Source organism: Microcella alkalica, assembly GCF_014595885.1.
GTDB lineage: Bacteria > Actinomycetota > Actinomycetes > Actinomycetales > Microbacteriaceae > Microcella > Microcella alkaliphila_B.
Window position 1 is genome coordinate 673791 of the sequence record NZ_JABUKC010000001.1, and the last position, 15395, is coordinate 689185.

Sequence of the window (15395 nt, forward strand, 5' to 3'; positions counted from 1 at the left end):
TCGACACCGACCCACGAAGGAGTTGCCGTGATCACCGATGTTCTCGCCGAAGCCACCGACAAGATGACGAAGGCCGTCGAGGTCGCGAAGGAGGACTACGCGACCGTGCGCACGGGCCGCGCGAACCCGCAGCTCTTCCAGAAGATCATGGTCGACTACTACGGCACGCCGACGCCGCTCGGCCAGCTCGCGAGCCTGCAGAACCAGGATGCCCGCACCCTCGTCGTGACGCCCTACGACAAGAGCGCCCTGAAGGAGATCGAGAAGGCGATCGTCAACTTCCCGAACCTCGGCGCGAACCCGAGCAACGACGGCACGATCATCCGCGTGACGATGCCCGAGCTCACGGAGGACCGCCGCAAGGAGTACGTGAAGATCGTCAAGGGCAAGGCGGAGGACGCCAAGGTCGCGATCCGCAACATTCGCCGCAAGGCGAAGGAGGACCTGGACAAGCTCAAGAGCGAGGTCGGCGACGACGAGGTCGCGCGCGCCGAGAAGGAGCTCGAGGCCCTCACCAAGCGCCACACCGATGCGGTCGACGAGGCGCTGAAGAAGAAGGAAGCCGAGCTGCTCGAGGTCTAGATGACCGACTCCTCTTCGGGCGCTCCCGACGCCGCGAGCCCCTCGACCCCCGCCGCCCCCGCGCCCGCGGGAGCGGCCCGCCGTCGTCGCGGCGCCGTCGCGCGCGCCGACGTCGAGGCGAAGATCCACGACGTCGAGGTGGCGCTCGCCGACCTCGAGGCGCGAGCCCGCGAGATGGATGCTCGCATCGAGGCTCGTGCCGGCCGCAACCTGCCCAAGGCCATCTTCTTCGGCCTCGTGCTGGGGCTGTCGCTGCTGTTCAGCCTCATCGTCGTCAAAGAGCTGTTCATGGTCTTCGGCGCGGCGCTCATGGTCTTCACCGTCTACGAGCTCGCGAGCGCGCTGCGGTTCGCGGGCCGCGACATCCCGCGCATCCCCCTCGTGATCGCCTCCCTCGCGGTCGTGCCCTCCGCCTTCTATCTCGGGGCCGAGGGGCTGTGGTGGTCGTTCCTGGCGGGCGCGGTGTTCGTGAGCCTGTGGCGCCTGGCGGAGTCGGTGCGGCCCTCGATGCGCCGACCGGGCGTCTCGCTGCCGGTCGACCTGGGTGCCGGCGTCTTCGTGCTCGCGTACGTGGCGCTGCTGGGCGGCTTCGCGATCGTCATGACGGCGGAGGAGGGCGGCCAGTGGTGGACCCTGGCGTACCTCATCGTCGTCATCTCGATCGACACGGGCGCCTACGTCTCGGGCCTGTCGTTCGGCAAGCACCCGATGGCGCCGCGCATCAGCCCCAAGAAGACGTGGGAGGGCTTCGCTGGCTCGGTGGTCGCCGCCCTCGTCGCGGGCGTGCTGCTGGCGTGGCTCATGCTTGGCGAGGAGTGGTGGGTCGGCGTGGTGCTCGGTCTCGCGCTCGTGGGCACCGCCACGCTCGGCGACCTCACCGAGTCGCTCATCAAGCGCGACCTCGGCATCAAGGACATCTCCACGTGGCTGCCGGGCCACGGCGGCTTCCTCGACCGGCTGGATTCGATCCTGCCGTCGACGATCGTCGCGTACGTGCTGTTCACGCTCCTGGCATGACGGCCGCGTCGGTCGCGGTCGGGCAGAATACTGGGGTGAGCGCGACCTTCCCGATGGCCCGCAAGGGCAAGCCGGGCTACGACGTCGACGAGGTCGAGACCTTCTTGGCGGATGCCCGGCGCGCGTACGCCACCCTCGACGGCGGCGGCCTCACGAGCGACGACATCCGCCACACGGCGTTCCGCGTGGTGCGCCGCGAGGGCTACTCGGTGCGGCACGTGGATGCTGCGCTCGAGCGCCTCGAGGAGGCCTTCGCCGCGCGCGAGCGCGACCGCGCGATCGCCGAGCGCGGCGAGGAGGCGTTCTACCGCGAGACGCGCGAGATCGCCCAGGAGATCGTCGACCGGCTCGCGAGGCCCGAGGGCCGCCGCTTCCGCCGGGCGAGCGCCCTCGCCCGCGGCTACCACCCGGCTGACGTCGACGCGTTCACCGCGCGGGTGTCGCGGTACTTCCAGGATGGCGACCCGCTCACGGTCGACGCGGTGCGCACGATCGCCTTCCGCAGCCGCTTCGGCGGGTACGACGAGACCCAGGTCGACGTGGTGCTCGACGCGGTCATCCGGGTGATGCTGGCCGTCCGCTGAACATCACGATCCGGTCTCGGGTAGACTGGCGAGATCGTGGGTAAGCATGCAGCGCAGAAGACGCGCCTCGCACCGCCGGCCAGGAGCCCCTTCTCGGGCCCGTCGAGCCGACGCGGCGGGGCCTCCGCCAGCCGACCCCAATTGCCGGAGCGCCACGTGCGCTCCCCGTGGTCGCTCCCGATCTTCAGCTCGATCGCGGTGGTCTCGCTCGCGCTCGTGTCGATCTCCGACACCTCGACGCCCGCCGCGGCGATCGAGGCGATGGCGCCCGGCGCCCCCATCGTGGGGCAGGAGTTCACGGCCACGGCCGAGCACTCCATCGCAGCCAGCGTCGCGAGCTACGAGATCGTCGAGCCCGAGCCCGAGCCGGAGCCCGCGCCCGCGGCGGCCGGGTTCGCCCCGGTCGCCGGCACCCCCGATCCGGGCACGGCTCAGGCGATCGCGGCCGACATGGTCGCCGCGCGCGGCTGGGGCTCGGCCGAGTTCGACTGCCTCGTCGCGCTCTGGAACAAGGAGTCCGGCTGGAACGTCTACGCGATGAACCGCAGCTCGGGCGCCTACGGCATCCCGCAGGCGCTGCCTGGCACGAAGATGGCGACGGCGGGTGCCGACTGGCAGACCAACCCGGCGACCCAGATCACCTGGGGTCTCGGCTACATCCAGGCCCGCTACGGCACGCCGTGCGGGGCCTGGGCGCACAGCCAGTCGGTCGGCTGGTACTAGCGGGCGCCGCGTGCCCCGCTCGAACCGGCCGCGGCATCGGCGTGCGGCCGAGCCCGACGACGACGCCCTCGACCTCGACCGCCTGCGCCGAGGCCTGAAGCGCGTGGAGTCCAAGCGCTCCGGCCAGTGGAACGTGCAGCCGGTGACCGCTGCCGGCGCCGTGAAGTCGTACGTCTGCCCCGGCTGCCGCGGCGAGGTGGTGCCGGGCGTCGCGCACCTGGTCGCGTGGCGTGCCGACGGGCTGCTCGGTGAGCAGGCCGACCTGGCCGATCGTCGTCACTGGCACGAGCACTGCTGGCGCATCGCGCCGTGAGCGTGGGGGAGGATGGTGCGGTGACCGATCTGATCCGCGGCGGCTCCCTGCTGCCCGCCCGACGCGAGAACATCGAGCTGTCGACGGATGACGGACTCACGCTCGTCGGCGAGCTGAGCCTGCCGCTCGAGCGCGACCCCGTGGCGACGCTCATCTGCCTGCATCCGCTGCCGACCGCGGGCGGATTCATGGATTCGCACATCATCCGCAAGGCCGCGGCTCGCCTGCCGGCGCTCGCCGATCTCGCCGTGCTGCGCTTCAACTTCCGCGGCGTGACGAGCCCGCGCGGCACGTCCGAGGGCTCGTTCGGCCACGGCGATGCCGAGCGCTTCGACCTCGCGGCGGCCGTGCGCTTCGCCGAGCAGCGCGGCCTGCCGAACCGCTGGTTGCTTGGCTGGTCGTTCGGCACCGAGGTCGCCCTCAAGCACGGGCTCGCGCACGACGTCGTGGGCGCCATCCTCCTGTCGCCGCCGCTGCACCGCACGAGCGACGACGAGCTGGCGGCGTGGGCGGGCAGCGGCAAGCGCCTCGTGGTGGTCGTGCCCGAGCTCGACGACTACCTGCGGCCGGCCGAGGCCGAGCAGCGCTTCGCGCTCGTGCCCGAGCGCGAGCTTGTCGCGGTCGAGGGCGGCAAGCACCTGTGGGTGGGCGAGAACCAGACCTTCCGCGTGCTCACCGAGGTGGTCGAGCGGCTGAACCCCGCGGCGCTGCCGCTGCCGACGACCTGGCCGGGGGCGTAGCGCCGCCGCGCGCCTCGCCGACGATTCGGTGAGGCGCTACAGCCGCTCCTGCCGCGGCACGACGACCTGGTCGATGATGAGCAGCACCGAGGCCGCGACGGGGATGGCGATGAGCGCGCCGAGCACGCCGAGCAGCGTGCCGCCGACGAGGGCGGCGATGACGACGACCGCGCCGGGCACCTTGACCGCCCGGTTCATGATGTTGGGGCTCAGCACGTACGCCTCGACCTGCATGTAGATCAGGTAGTAGACGCCCGCGGCGATGACGGTCGACATCGACTCGGGGTTCGCCACGAGCTGGGTCAGCACGATGAGCACCGAGCCGGAGAGCGTTCCGACGAGCGGCACGAGGGAGAACAGGAAGGCTACGAAGGCGAACAGCGCGGGGTACTCGGCGCCGATGATCGACAGGAACACGAAGCTCAGCACGCCGTTGACGAGCGCGAGGCTCGCCTGCCCGACGACGTAGCGGCCGACCGCGGAGGAGACCTGCTCGGCGATGCCGACGAACGTCGTGCGGCGCGACGCCGGCACGAGTCGGTAGAGGGCGTGCTTCATGCTCGACAGCGAGGCGACGAAGTACAGGGTGAGGATGAGGATGATGAGCCCGCCGAACACGCCGGAGGCGATGCCGATGCCCACCCCGAGCACGCCGCCGCCGATCTCGGCGAGGTTCGCGGGGTCGCTGACGAAGGCGATCCCCGCGTCGACGGCCTCCTGCACGTTCAGCAACTCGACGGGCACGAAGGTCTGCAGGGTCGCGATGAGCTCATCGAGCGAGCGCACCGAGCCCAGCAGATCGGTGACCTGCTGGATGAGGCGCGTAACCTGCTCCACGATGACGGGCACGATCGCGAAGATCAGGCCGGTGAAGATGCCGAGCACGCCGGCCAGCACGGTGACGATGGCGGCCCAGCGCGGCCACTTGCGCGCCTCGAGCCACGAGACGATGGGGTCGAGGCCGAGCGCGATGAAGAGTGCCGCGCCGATGTAGGTGATGATCGTCGCGAGCGAGGTGATCGCGCCGCCGATGAGCAGCGCGACGAGCACGCCGAGGCCGCCGAAGAGCCCGAAGCGGAAGGCGTTCTGGATCTTCACGCGGGCGACCTCTCGTCAGGGGGCGGATGCTCGCGCGCCTCCGTCGCGGATCGCGCGCCGAGAGGCACCCGGCCTGCTCACTCGTCGCTGATCGAGCCCGAGATCCTCTCTGCCTGCGACAGTACCCCGCGCAGCCCCTCGAGGTAGCCCGCCACGGCGTCGCGCTCGACGCGCAGACGGGCCAGGCGCTCCTCGGCCTCGGAGACGAGGGCGCTCGTGCGCTGCTCCGCCTCGGCGAGCATGGCTGCGGCGCGCTGCTCGGCGTTGGTGAGCACCTCGCGCGCGGTGGCGTCGGAGCTCGCGCGCAGCTCGTCGGCCTCGGCCCGGGCCTCGCGCGTGAGGCGCTCCGCCTCGGCGCGGGCCTCCGCCGCGGCCTGCTGCGCCGCAGAGAGCTGCGCGGTGGCCTCGTCGAGGTACTTCTGGGTCTGCAGGCTGGCCTCCTGCTGGCGGCCGAGGTAGTCGCGCTCGGCCTCGTCGCGGCGGGCCGCGAGCTCGACGTCGAGGTCGACGCGCGCCTGCTCGGCGGCGCGCTCGAGGGTCGCGCGCTGCTCGTCGATCTCGCGGGCGAGGGTGGCCCGTGCCTTCGCGGCCTCGTCGGCGAGGCGGCGCTCCTGGTCGCTCTCGGCCTTGGCGAGCCGCGCGCGGCGCGCGGTCTCGTCGGCTTCGAGCGCGGCGAGGCGCTCGGCGATCTCGGCGTCGAGGGCGCCGCGGGCCGCGGCCTCGGCGCGCTCGGCCTCGCCGCGGCGCTCGGCGAGCTCGGCCTCGAGCGCGGCGCGCGTCGTGGTGCGCTCGCGCTCGAGCTCGGACCGCGCGGCCGCGAGCTCCTGCGACAGGGCGCTGCGCGCGGTCGTCAGCTCGCGCTCGAGGTCCGCGCGGGTGGTGCTGCGCTCGCGCTCGAGCGCGGCCGCGGCCTCGCTCGAGCGCGACTCGAGGGCGCTGCGCTGCTCGTCGAGCGCGGCCTCCACCTCGGTGCGCTGCTGGGTCGCGTACGCATCGGCGGATGCTCGCACGTCGGCCGCGTAGGCGTCGGTCTCGGCGCGCAGGTCGAAGGCGTAGCTCTCGGCCGCGGTGCGCGTCTCGAGCGCGGCCGCCTCGGCGGCGCGACGGAGCTCGTCGGTCTCGGCCTTCGCGGTGGCGCGCAGCTCGTCGACCTCCGCCTTCGCGGTCGCGCGCAGGGCGAGCGCGTCGGCCTTCGCCTCGCCGCGCAGCTGCTCGGCGTCGGCCGCGGCGGCAGCGCGGGCCTCGGCGGCGGCGGCGTCGGCCTCCTGCCGGGTCGTGCGCGCGTACGCGTCGGCGGCGTCGCGCGCCTGGGTGGCATCGGTCTCGGCGGTCGTCCGCAGCTCGGCCGCGCGAGCCTCGGCCTCGGCACGCACGCTCGCGCCGTGCGCGTCGGCGGCGGAGCGGATCTCGACGGAGTACGCGTCGGCGGCGGTGCGAGTGCGCTCGGCGTAGGCGTCGATCTCGCCGCGCACCTGCTCGGCGTAGGCGTCGGCGTCGCCGCGCACCTGAGCGACGTAGCGGTCGGCCTCGGAGCGCGCCGCCTCGAGCTCGGCGCGGAGGTCGGCGCGCGCCGTCGTCAGCTCCGCCTCCAGCGCCGCGCGCGAGCTCTCCTGCAGCTCGTCGACGGTGCGGCGGGTCGTCGACTCGAGCGACTCGACGGCGGCGCGACGCTGCGCCTCCTCCGCCTCCCACTCGGATCGTGCGCGGGCCAGCTCGCTCTCGGTGCTCGCCCGTGCGGTCGTGAGCTCGTGCTCGAGCTCGGCGCGCCCCGCCTCGATGTCGGCGGCGAGCTGGGCGCGCAGGGTGGCGCTCTCGCTCTCGAAGCGCGCGCGCTCCTCCGCGGTCTCGCGGGCGAGCTCGGCCGCGGCCGCGCGGGCCTCGGCGGCCTCGCGGTCGGCGACGACGCGCAGCTCGGCGGCGTCGCGCTCGGCCTCGGCGCGCAGCGCGGCGGCCTCGCGCTTGGCCATGGCGCGCGCCTCGGCGGCCTCGGTGGCGACGGCACCGCGGATCGTCGCGGCCTCGCGCGTCGCCTCCTGCACGAGCTGGTCGGCGTCGTCGCGGGCGCGCTCGAGGGTCTCCTCGGCGGCGCGCGTGGCGTTCTCCATGGTCGCGGCGGCGCGCTGCGCCGCCTCGGCCACGAGCTGCTCGACGCGCTCGGCGGCCTCGGCCTGCAGCCGCTCGACGTCGGCCTGCGCGGCGGTGCGCACGCGCTCGGCGTCGATGTCGGCCTGGCTGATGAGTCGGGTCGACTGCTCCTCGGCGAGCCGCAGCGTCTGCTCGAGCTTGGTGCCCAGCCCGGCGTAGGTGGGGCGACCGACCTCGTCGAGCTCGGCCTGGAGGTCGTCGACGACGGCCTGGAGGCGCTTGAGCTCCTTCGCCGTCTCGGCACGGTCGCTGTTGGCCTTGATGACGTCGCGCCGCAGCTCCTGGATCGCCTTGTCGACCTCGTCACGCTTGTAGCCGCGCATCTCGGTGCCGAAGTCGCTGTCGATCGCTGCCACGTGTGGTCTCCCTGTCCGAAAGGCGAACGGGTTCGAGTGTATCCGTCACGTCGAGAACCCCCTCCTGGGCGTCGGCTGGGCCGGAGCGGGGCACGTGAGCCGGCTTCCGCTAAGCTGGAACGTCTTTGTTCTGCTGGCCGGAGCCCCCGAACCCGGGTGCTCCGTCCGAGATCCGTTGCTTGAGGGTGCGCGACCGCCGCCCGCAGCGGACGGTCGGGACGCGCGCGAGCGAGCGCGCCGGGCCAGCATGAGAGGAGTGAACCCGTGCGATTCATCATCGCGATCGTGCTGTTCGTCGTCGCCTTCGTCGGCATCGGGCTCGGCATCGCGGAGCGCACCGTCTTCGCCGAGGCCGACCGCGTCACCGAGACCGTCGAGCTCGACTCGACCGCCCCGGTGACCGTCGTCGACGGCTCGGCGCTCAACGCCTTCGACGGCCGTCAGACGCTCGCCATCCTCGGCGGCGTGCAGGCCGGCCCCGCCCCCGAGCCGAGCGCGGCCCCCTCCGGCTCGCCGAGCGCCTCGCCGAGCCCCGCACCGAGCGCCTCCGCGTCGGCCGAGGAGGCCGCGGCGAGTGAGACGGATGCGATCGCCGCCGCCTACGGCACGACGATCGACGTGCTCGGCTGGGTCGGCGAGTCGAGCTACACGCTCGTCACGTGGGATGCGGAGGCGGGCGAGCTCGTCACCGAGGAGATCACGGGCGCGGAGTCGACCGTTCCCTCGCCGCTCGGCAGCGACCTCTGGTACGGCGAGTTCGACGGTGCCGGCGAGCTCGGCCTGACCGTCAACGTGCCGGAGGACGTCTCGCTGCTCATCGTCTCCGACGGCACGCTGCCGGCGCCGCAGGAGTTCTCGATCACCTGGCCGCTCGACGTCACCTCGCCGCTCGCGACGCCGCTCACAGTCGGCGGCTTCGCCGCCCTGCTGCTCGGGCTGCTCGCGCTCATCTGGGCGCTGTGGCACATGCGCAAGCAGCGCGGCCCGCGCCGCAAGAGCTCGCGCGGCCCGCGGATGCCGCGCGTGCCGAAGCCCTCGCGCTACCGGCCCGCGAAGTCGAGCACGTTGCTCGGCCGCGCGAAGGGTCGCCGCGCGGCGCGACGCGTGGCTCTGCTGCCGCTCGGGCTTGCGGGAGCCCTCCTGCTCGGCGCCTGCTCGCCGAGCGGTGCGGTGCTGACCGAGCCCACGGAGGCCGCGAGCGCAACCGCGAGCGACGAGCCGGAGGCCGAGCTGCCGCACGTCGCGGTCACGGGCCGCCAGGCCGAGCGCGTCGTCGAGCGCGTCGCGGCGACGGTGGCCGAGGCCGACGCCGCCGCGAACGGCGACCTCGCCTCCTCGCGACTGACCGGCCCGGCGCTCGAACTGCGTCAGGCGAACTACGCGGCCCGCGCCAACAACGGCGAGATCGGCGCGCTGCCGGCGATCCCGACCGGATCGGTGGACCTCGTGCTGCCGCAGCAGACCGAGATCTGGCCGCGCCAGGTGTTCGCCGTCGTGACGAACCCCGACGACGAGACGGTCGCGCCGGTCGGCCTCGTGCTCACCCAGGCCAGCCCGCGCGAGCAGTACAAGGCGAGCTACATCGTCACGCTCGAGCCGCAGGCCGTGCTCCCCGAAGTGCCGCCCGCCTCGCTGGGCACGGCGTTCCTGCCGCCCGACACCCCGTTCCTCCCCATCCAGCCCGCGACGATCGTGCCGTCGTACGCCGAGGTGCTGCTGCTCGGCGAGGCCGGGGCCCCGAACTTCGAGCTCTTCCAGGCCGAGGGTGACAGCCTGCGCACGCAGATCGGCTTCGAGAAGAAGGAGGAGCGTCGCGCCGCGATCCCCTCGACGGCCGCGATCGACTTCACCAACGCGGCGAGCGACGCCGAGGTGGTCACGATGTCGACCCTCGACGCCGGTGCACTCGTGCTCGGCTACCTGACCGAGACCGAGACGGTGACGCCCGTGCAGTCGGGCGCCGCCGTCAACGCCAGCGGCGCGGTCGCGGCGCTCGCCGGCGTCGAGTCGAGCGAGCGCGGCATCACCGCCACGTACGGCGTGCAGCTGCTGTTCTACGTCCCCTCACTCGAGAACCCCGACGACCCCGTGGTGCTGCTCGGCTACACCCAGGGGCTCGTCGCCGCGTCGGAGGTGCCCTGATGGATCCCCGTTCCCTGCCCGCCGCGATGCGCGGCGCCGTCGACCTCTCCGGTCTCGTCCGGCAGGCGAGCGCGCCGCCGCCCGCGCCGCGCCCCGCTGAGGGGTCGAGCGGGTCGGCCAGCGGAGCCGCCGGCAGCGGCGTCGCGCGCGAGGCCGACGACGCGAGTTTCGGCGCGGTCCTCGAGCTCTCGCAGCGCGTGCCCGTCGTGGTCGAGTTCTACGCAGCCGGCATCGAGCCCGCGCTCGAGCCGATCGTGGCCGCGTACGGCGGCCGGCTCGCGCTCGTGACCGTGGACGGCAACCGCGCGCCGCAGGTCGCGCAGGCGTTCCAGGTGCAGCAGGTGCCCGCCGTCGCCGCCGTGATCGGCGGTCGACCGCTGCAGCTGTTCGTCGGCATGCCCGGCGAGGCCGAGGTGCGCCAGGTGCTCGATCAGGTGCTCGAGCTCGCGGCCCAGCAGGGCGTGACGGGCAGCCTCGATGCGGGCGACGCCGCCGCTGAGCCGGCCGAGGAGCCGCTGCCGCCGCTGCATCAGGAGGCCTACGACGCGATCGCCGCCGGCGATTACGCGACCGCAGCATCCGCCTATCGCACGGCGATCGCGCAGAACCCGCGCGACGCCGACGCCGTCGCCGGGCTCGCCCAGGTGAGCCTGCTGCAGCGGCTCGAGGGCGCGGTGGCGGCCGAGATCCGCTCCGCGGCGGCCGAGCGACCGACCGATGCGGATGCTCAGCTCGCCGTCGCCGACCTCGACCTCAGCGGCGGCCACGTGGAGGACGCGTTCGGGCGCCTGCTCGAGGTCTTCCCGAGCCTCGACGCCGACGGCCGCGGGGCCGTGCGGCAGCGCCTGCTCGACTACTTCGAGATCGTCGGCGCGGAGGACCCGCGCACGATCGCAGCGCGCCGGCGCCTCACTGCTCTGCTCTACTGAGCCGCGGCGCCGGGCGGCGCGAGGTCACTGCGGCGCGAGCCAGAGCCCGGCGAGCGGCGGCAGCGTGAGCTCGGCCGAGGCCGGGCGTCCGCCCCACGGGCTGTCGGTGCCGGTGACGACGCCGAGGTTGCCGACGCCCGATCCGCCGTACTCGTGCGCATCGGTGTTGACGACCTCGCGCCACGTGCCGCCGTGCGGCAGGGGCAGGCGGTAGGGGCCGACCGGGTTGCCGCTGAAGTTGAACACGCCGACAAGCGGGCTGCCGTCGGCGGCGCGACGCTCGAACGCGATGACGTTGTTGCCGGCGTCGCCGCCCTCGAGCCACGAGAAGCCCTCGGGTGAGTTGTCGAGCTGCCACAGCGCAGGGGTGGCGCGGTAGACGGCGTTGAGGCGCGCGACGAGCGAGTGCAGGCCGCGGTGCACGGGCTGGTCGAGGATCCACCAGTCGAGCCCGCGCTCCTCGCTCCACTCGCTGGGCTGGCCGAACTCCTGCCCCATGAACAGCAGCTGCTTGCCGGGGTGCGCCCACATGAAGGCGAGGTAGGCGCGCACGTTGGCGAGCTTCTGCCACTGGTCGCCGGGCATCTTGTGCAGCAGGGAGCCCTTGCCGTGCACGACCTCGTCGTGACTGATGGGCAGCATGAAGTTCTCGCTGAAGGCGTAGAGGAACGAGAAGGTGATCTCGTTGTGGTGGTGCGAGCGCCACATCGGGTCGCGCTGGAAGTACGACAGCGTGTCGTGCATCCACCCCATGTTCCACTTCATGCCGAAGCCGAGCCCGCCCTCGGAGGTCGCGCGCGTCACGCCCGGCCACGAGGTCGACTCCTCGGCGATCATGACGATGCCCGGCACGCGCTTGTACGCGGTCGCCGTGGCCTCCTGCAGGAAGCTGATCGCCTCGAGGTTCTCGCGCCCGCCGTGCTGGTTGGGCAGCCACTGCCCCTCCTGCCGCGAGTAGTCGAGGTAGAGCATGCTCGCCACGGCGTCGACGCGCAGGCCGTCGATGTGGAACTCCTCGAGCCAGTACAGGGCGTTGGCGACGAGGAAGTTGCGCACCTGGCTGCGGCCGAAGTCGAAGATGAAGGTGCCCCAGTCGGGGTGCTCGCCGCGGCGCGGGTCGGGGTGCTCGTAGAGCGCCTCGCCGTCGAAGCGGCCGAGCGCCCACTCGTCCTTCGGGAAGTGCGCCGGCACCCAGTCCATGATCACGCCGATGCCGGCCTGGTGCAGGCGGTCGATGAGGTAGCGCAGGTCGTCGGGGCTGCCGAAGCGCGACGTGGGCGCGAAGTAGCCCGTGACCTGGTACCCCCACGAGGGGCCGTACGGATGCTCGGCGAGCGGCATGAACTCCACGTGCGTGAAGCCCAGCTCGGTGACGTAGGCGATGAGCGGCTCAGCGATGTCGCGATACCCGAGCCCGGGCCGCCACGAGCCGAGGTGCATCTCGTAGACGCTCATGGCGCCGTCGTGCGGGTTCGCGGCGGCACGCCGCGACATCCACTCGCCGTCGCCCCAGGTGTAGTGGCTCTCGCCCACGACCGACGCGGTGGCGGGCGGCGTCTCGGTGTAGCGCGCCATCGGGTCGGCGCGCGTAACCCACGCGCCGTTCGCGCCGAGGATCTCGAACTTGTAGGTCGAGCCAGCCCCGAGGCCTGGCACGAAGAGCTCCCAGACGCCGTTGTCGTCGAGGCGGCGCATGGCGTGCAGGGCGCCGTTCCAGCCGTTGAAGTCGCCGATGACGCGCACGGCCTGCGCGTGCGGCGCCCACACGGCGAAGCCCGTGCCATCGACGCCCTCGTGCTGCTTGCGGTGGGCGCCCATCCAGTGCCAGAGCTGCTCGTGGCGGCCCTCGCCCCACAGGTGCAGGTCGATCTCGCCGACGCTCGGCACGAAGCGGTAGGGGTCGTCGGCGTTCCAGTCGGGGCCGCCGTCGTAGGTGGTGCGCACCGTGTAGGCCTGACCCTCGTCGGCTCCGCCCGGCAGCACACCGTGCCAGAGGCCGTCGGCGTCGTGCGCGAGCGGGTGCTCGCTGCCGTCGGCCCGCACGATCGTGACGGTGGCGGCGAGCGGCCGCACGACGCGCACGACCCAGCCCTCGTCGCCGAAGTGCTGACCCAGGGCGTCGTGCGGGCGGGGGTGGCGAGCCTCGACGAGCGCGCGGCGGTGGTCGGGATGCAGGGGTGCGGGCCTCGACGACGCGACGGGCGTCGAGGCGGTGGGCTCGGCATCCCCGCTCATGCCGGCGGTGCCGGAGGCGTGCGCGCGCGTCTGCTTCTCGTTCGCCATTACAGGCCCTTCGGGTAGTCGATGCGGAGGATGTGCACGGGCTCGGTGAACGCGTCGAGACGCACGTAGTTGTGGGCGCCCCAGCGGTACCGCGCGCCCGTGAGGAGGTCTTTCACGTCGAAGGTGCTGCCTGGCTCGAGGCCGAGCGCCGCCAGGTCGAGGTGCACGGTCGTCTCGCGCACCGAGTGCGGGTCGACGTTGGCGACGACGATGATGCCGTCGGTGCGACCCGAGCGTACGAAGCGGCCGGGCAGCACCTTCGAGTAGACCAGGATCGCGTCGTCGTCGCTGTAGTGCACCGTCAGGTTGCGCAGCTGCCGCAGCGCGGGGTGCTGCGCCCGGATCGTGTTGAGCTGCGTCAGGAACGGGGCGATCGTCGAGCCGTTCTTCGCCGCCGCGGCCCAGTCGCGCTGCTTGTACTCGTACTTCTCGTTGTCGATGTTCTCTTCGCTGCCCGGCCGCGCGACGTTCTCGATGAGCTCGTAGCCGGCGTAGACGCCCCACGTCGGGCTCGCCGTCGCGGCGATCGCGGCGCGGATGCGGTACGCGGGAATGCCGCCGAACTGCAGGTACTCGGTGAGGATGTCGGGGGTGTTGACGAAGAGGTTCGGGCGCAGGAAGGCGCTCGTCTCGTGGCTGAGCTCGGTGAGGTAGGCCTCGAGCTCGGTCTTGGTGTTGCGCCAGGTGAAGTACGTGTACGACTGCTGGAAGCCGACCGCCGCGAGCGACTGCATCATCGGCGGGCGCGTGAACGCCTCGGCGAGGAAGACGATGTCGGGCCGCTCGGTGTTGATCTCGTGCAGCAGCCACTCCCAGAAGTCGAGCGGCTTGGTGTGCGGGTTGTCGACGCGGAAGATCGTGACGCCGAGGTCGATCCAGTACCGCACGACGCGCAGGATCTCCTGCCGCAGCCCCTCGGGGTCGTTGTCGAAGTTCAGCGGGTAGATGTCCTGGTACTTCTTCGGCGGGTTCTCGGCGTACGCGATCGAGCCGTCGGGCAGCGTCGTGAACCACTCGGGGTGCTGCTGCACCCACGGGTGGTCGGGGGCGCACTGCAGGGCGAGGTCGAGGGCGACCTCGAGGCCGTTCTTGCGGGCGGCGCCGAGGAAGGCGACGAAGTCGTCGACCGTGCCGAGGTCGGGGTGGATGGCGTCGTGACCGCCCTCTGCCGCGCCGATGGCCCACGGGCTGCCGGGGTCGTGCGGGCCCGGCGTGAGGGTGTTGTTCGGCCCCTTGCGGTTGACGCGGCCGATGGGGTGGATCGGCGGCAGGTAGAGCACGTCGAAGCCCATCTGGGCGACGGCGGGCAGGCGCCGGGTCGCGGTGCGGAACGTGCCGCTGACCCACGAGCCGTCCTTCTTGCGCTTGGCGCCCTCGCTGCGGGGGAAGAACTCGTACCAGCTTCCGACGCCCGCGCGGCTGCGCTCCACGCGCAGCAGCTGCTCGGCGCTGAGCGTGACGTGGCTCATGAGCCGGTGGCGCTGCAGGGCTGCCACGACGCGGGCGTCGTTCGCGACGGCGAGCCGGGCCGCGGGCGTCTGCTTGGTGTTCTGCATGGCCTTGCGGGCATCCGCGAGGGTTCGGGCGTCGGGCGAGCCCTTGGCGAGGCCGCGGGCGCGCTCGAGCAGCTGCGCGCCGGCGAGCAGCATGACGTCGACGTCGACGCCGGCCTCGATCTTCACGGTCGCGTTGTGGTGCCAGGTCGCCCAGTCGTCGGTGTAGGCGCGGATCTGCCAGCGCCACAGGCCCTCCTGCTCGAGCAGGGCCTCGGCGTGCCAGCGGTCGGTGCCCTTCACGCGCATCTCGAGCGGCAGCTCGGTGGTCTCGCCGTCGGGAGAGAGCAGCACGAGGTCGCCGCCGAGCACATCGTGACCCTCGCGGAAGATCGTCGCGGCGAAGGGCACGACCTCGCCGGCGTAGGCCTTGCTCGGCCACCGGTCTTCGGGCTGCTGGGGTGAGAGGTGGCGGATGGGGATCCGGCCGATGCGGGGGCTGAAGGGGGAGTGCTCGATCGCTGCCACCCTTCGACGCTACCCCCGAGAGGTGCTCTGACGGCAGCGGATGTTGAGGGCGCGCCCAGTCGTGGGTGATGGATGCTCGGCGCGACTCGCACGGGCACGCTCGAGTGTCAGCAGAAGGGGGGACAGAAATGTACCCCGGCAGGGGTACGCGAATTGCGTTCATCTCCGTCGGAGAGAGGGCGCCGGAGCGTACTCTCGGCACTACGGGAGAGCAACTCCAGCGGTCGACCCGAAGTCGCCGGCGGCCCTCCCGAATCCGACGGGACCCGAATCCGGCGGATGAGCCGCAGGACCGAGACCCGCCTCAGGCGGGGACCGGTCCTGCTTCTCGTTGGGGGCCGCATCGACGGTCGTCGGGACGCGCGGCGGTCGTTCGCGGGCGAACGGGGTGGAACCGATTCCACGCCGGCGGCGCCGCGGTTGCGGCCGCCCAGTTGCTCTCGCCTAGGCTGTCCCTCCGTG

12 protein-coding genes are annotated in these 15395 nt (G+C 72.6%); 8 read left to right on the forward strand and 4 right to left on the reverse strand.

Annotation, left to right across the window (positions count from 1 at the left end):
* Positions 1-27 precede the first annotated feature (27 nt).
* Genes frr through ID804_RS03305 form a run of 6 tightly spaced genes read left to right on the forward strand, consistent with a single transcriptional unit; the run spans position 28 to position 3959 of the window.
* A complete protein-coding gene (gene frr / locus ID804_RS03280) occupies positions 28-582 on the forward strand; it encodes a ribosome recycling factor (protein ID WP_169077503.1) in 555 nt (184 codons plus the stop codon).
* The gene (locus ID804_RS03285) at positions 583-1599 is read left to right on the forward strand and encodes a phosphatidate cytidylyltransferase (protein ID WP_169077504.1); all 1017 of its coding nucleotides are present in this window, start codon (positions 583-585) and stop codon (positions 1597-1599) included.
* On the forward strand, positions 1596-2183 hold the full coding sequence (locus tag ID804_RS03290; protein WP_169077505.1) for a DivIVA domain-containing protein: 588 nt from the start codon (positions 1596-1598) through the stop codon (positions 2181-2183). The genes ID804_RS03285 and ID804_RS03290 overlap by 4 nt, the downstream gene beginning before the upstream one ends.
* Positions 2184-2219: 36 nt before the next feature.
* Positions 2220-2906 (forward strand): aggregation-promoting factor C-terminal-like domain-containing protein, encoded by a 687-nt coding sequence (locus tag ID804_RS03295; RefSeq protein WP_317451147.1) that lies wholly within the window; start codon positions 2220-2222, stop codon positions 2904-2906.
* Positions 2907-2916: 10 nt separating this feature from the next.
* Complete coding sequence (locus ID804_RS03300) at positions 2917-3219, forward strand: hypothetical protein (protein ID WP_169077506.1); 303 nt, start codon at positions 2917-2919, stop codon at positions 3217-3219.
* A 20-nt stretch (positions 3220-3239) separates the two neighbouring features.
* Positions 3240-3959 carry an alpha/beta hydrolase gene (locus ID804_RS03305; RefSeq protein WP_188219141.1) on the forward strand — a complete coding sequence of 240 codons (720 nt, stop codon included), beginning with the start codon at positions 3240-3242 and terminating at the stop codon, positions 3957-3959.
* A 36-nt stretch (positions 3960-3995) separates the two neighbouring features.
* Here the strand turns inward: ID804_RS03305 and ID804_RS03310 are convergent, their stop codons facing one another.
* Entirely contained in the window at positions 3996-5057 is a 1062-nt protein-coding gene (locus ID804_RS03310) for an AI-2E family transporter (RefSeq protein ID WP_169077508.1), read from the reverse strand.
* A 77-nt stretch (positions 5058-5134) separates the two neighbouring features.
* Positions 5135-7558 (reverse strand): DivIVA domain-containing protein, encoded by a 2424-nt coding sequence (locus tag ID804_RS03315; protein WP_169077509.1) that lies wholly within the window; start codon positions 7556-7558, stop codon positions 5135-5137.
* A 264-nt stretch (positions 7559-7822) separates the two neighbouring features.
* On the opposite strand from ID804_RS03315, the gene ID804_RS03320 reads away from it, so the two are divergent.
* Together ID804_RS03320 and ID804_RS03325 are read left to right on the forward strand one after the other, a co-directional pair.
* Positions 7823-9700: a DUF8094 domain-containing protein gene (locus ID804_RS03320; RefSeq protein WP_169077510.1), complete on the forward strand. Its 1878-nt coding sequence runs from the start codon at positions 7823-7825 to the stop codon at positions 9698-9700.
* A complete protein-coding gene (locus ID804_RS03325; protein ID WP_188219142.1) occupies positions 9700-10629 on the forward strand; it encodes a co-chaperone YbbN in 930 nt (309 codons plus the stop codon). Before ID804_RS03320 ends, ID804_RS03325 begins: the two co-directional genes overlap by 1 nt.
* A gap of 24 nt (positions 10630-10653) precedes the next feature.
* Here ID804_RS03325 and glgB read toward each other — a convergent pair whose 3' ends face one another.
* Together glgB and ID804_RS03335 are read right to left on the reverse strand one after the other, a co-directional pair.
* Positions 10654-12912: a 1,4-alpha-glucan branching protein GlgB gene (glgB, locus tag ID804_RS03330; RefSeq protein ID WP_223158892.1), complete on the reverse strand. Its 2259-nt coding sequence runs from the start codon at positions 12910-12912 to the stop codon at positions 10654-10656.
* The gene (locus ID804_RS03335) at positions 12912-14933 is read right to left on the reverse strand and encodes an alpha-1,4-glucan--maltose-1-phosphate maltosyltransferase (protein ID WP_188219143.1); all 2022 of its coding nucleotides are present in this window, start codon (positions 14931-14933) and stop codon (positions 12912-12914) included. Before ID804_RS03335 ends, glgB begins: the two co-directional genes overlap by 1 nt.
* Positions 14934-15395: the final 462 nt, after the last annotated feature.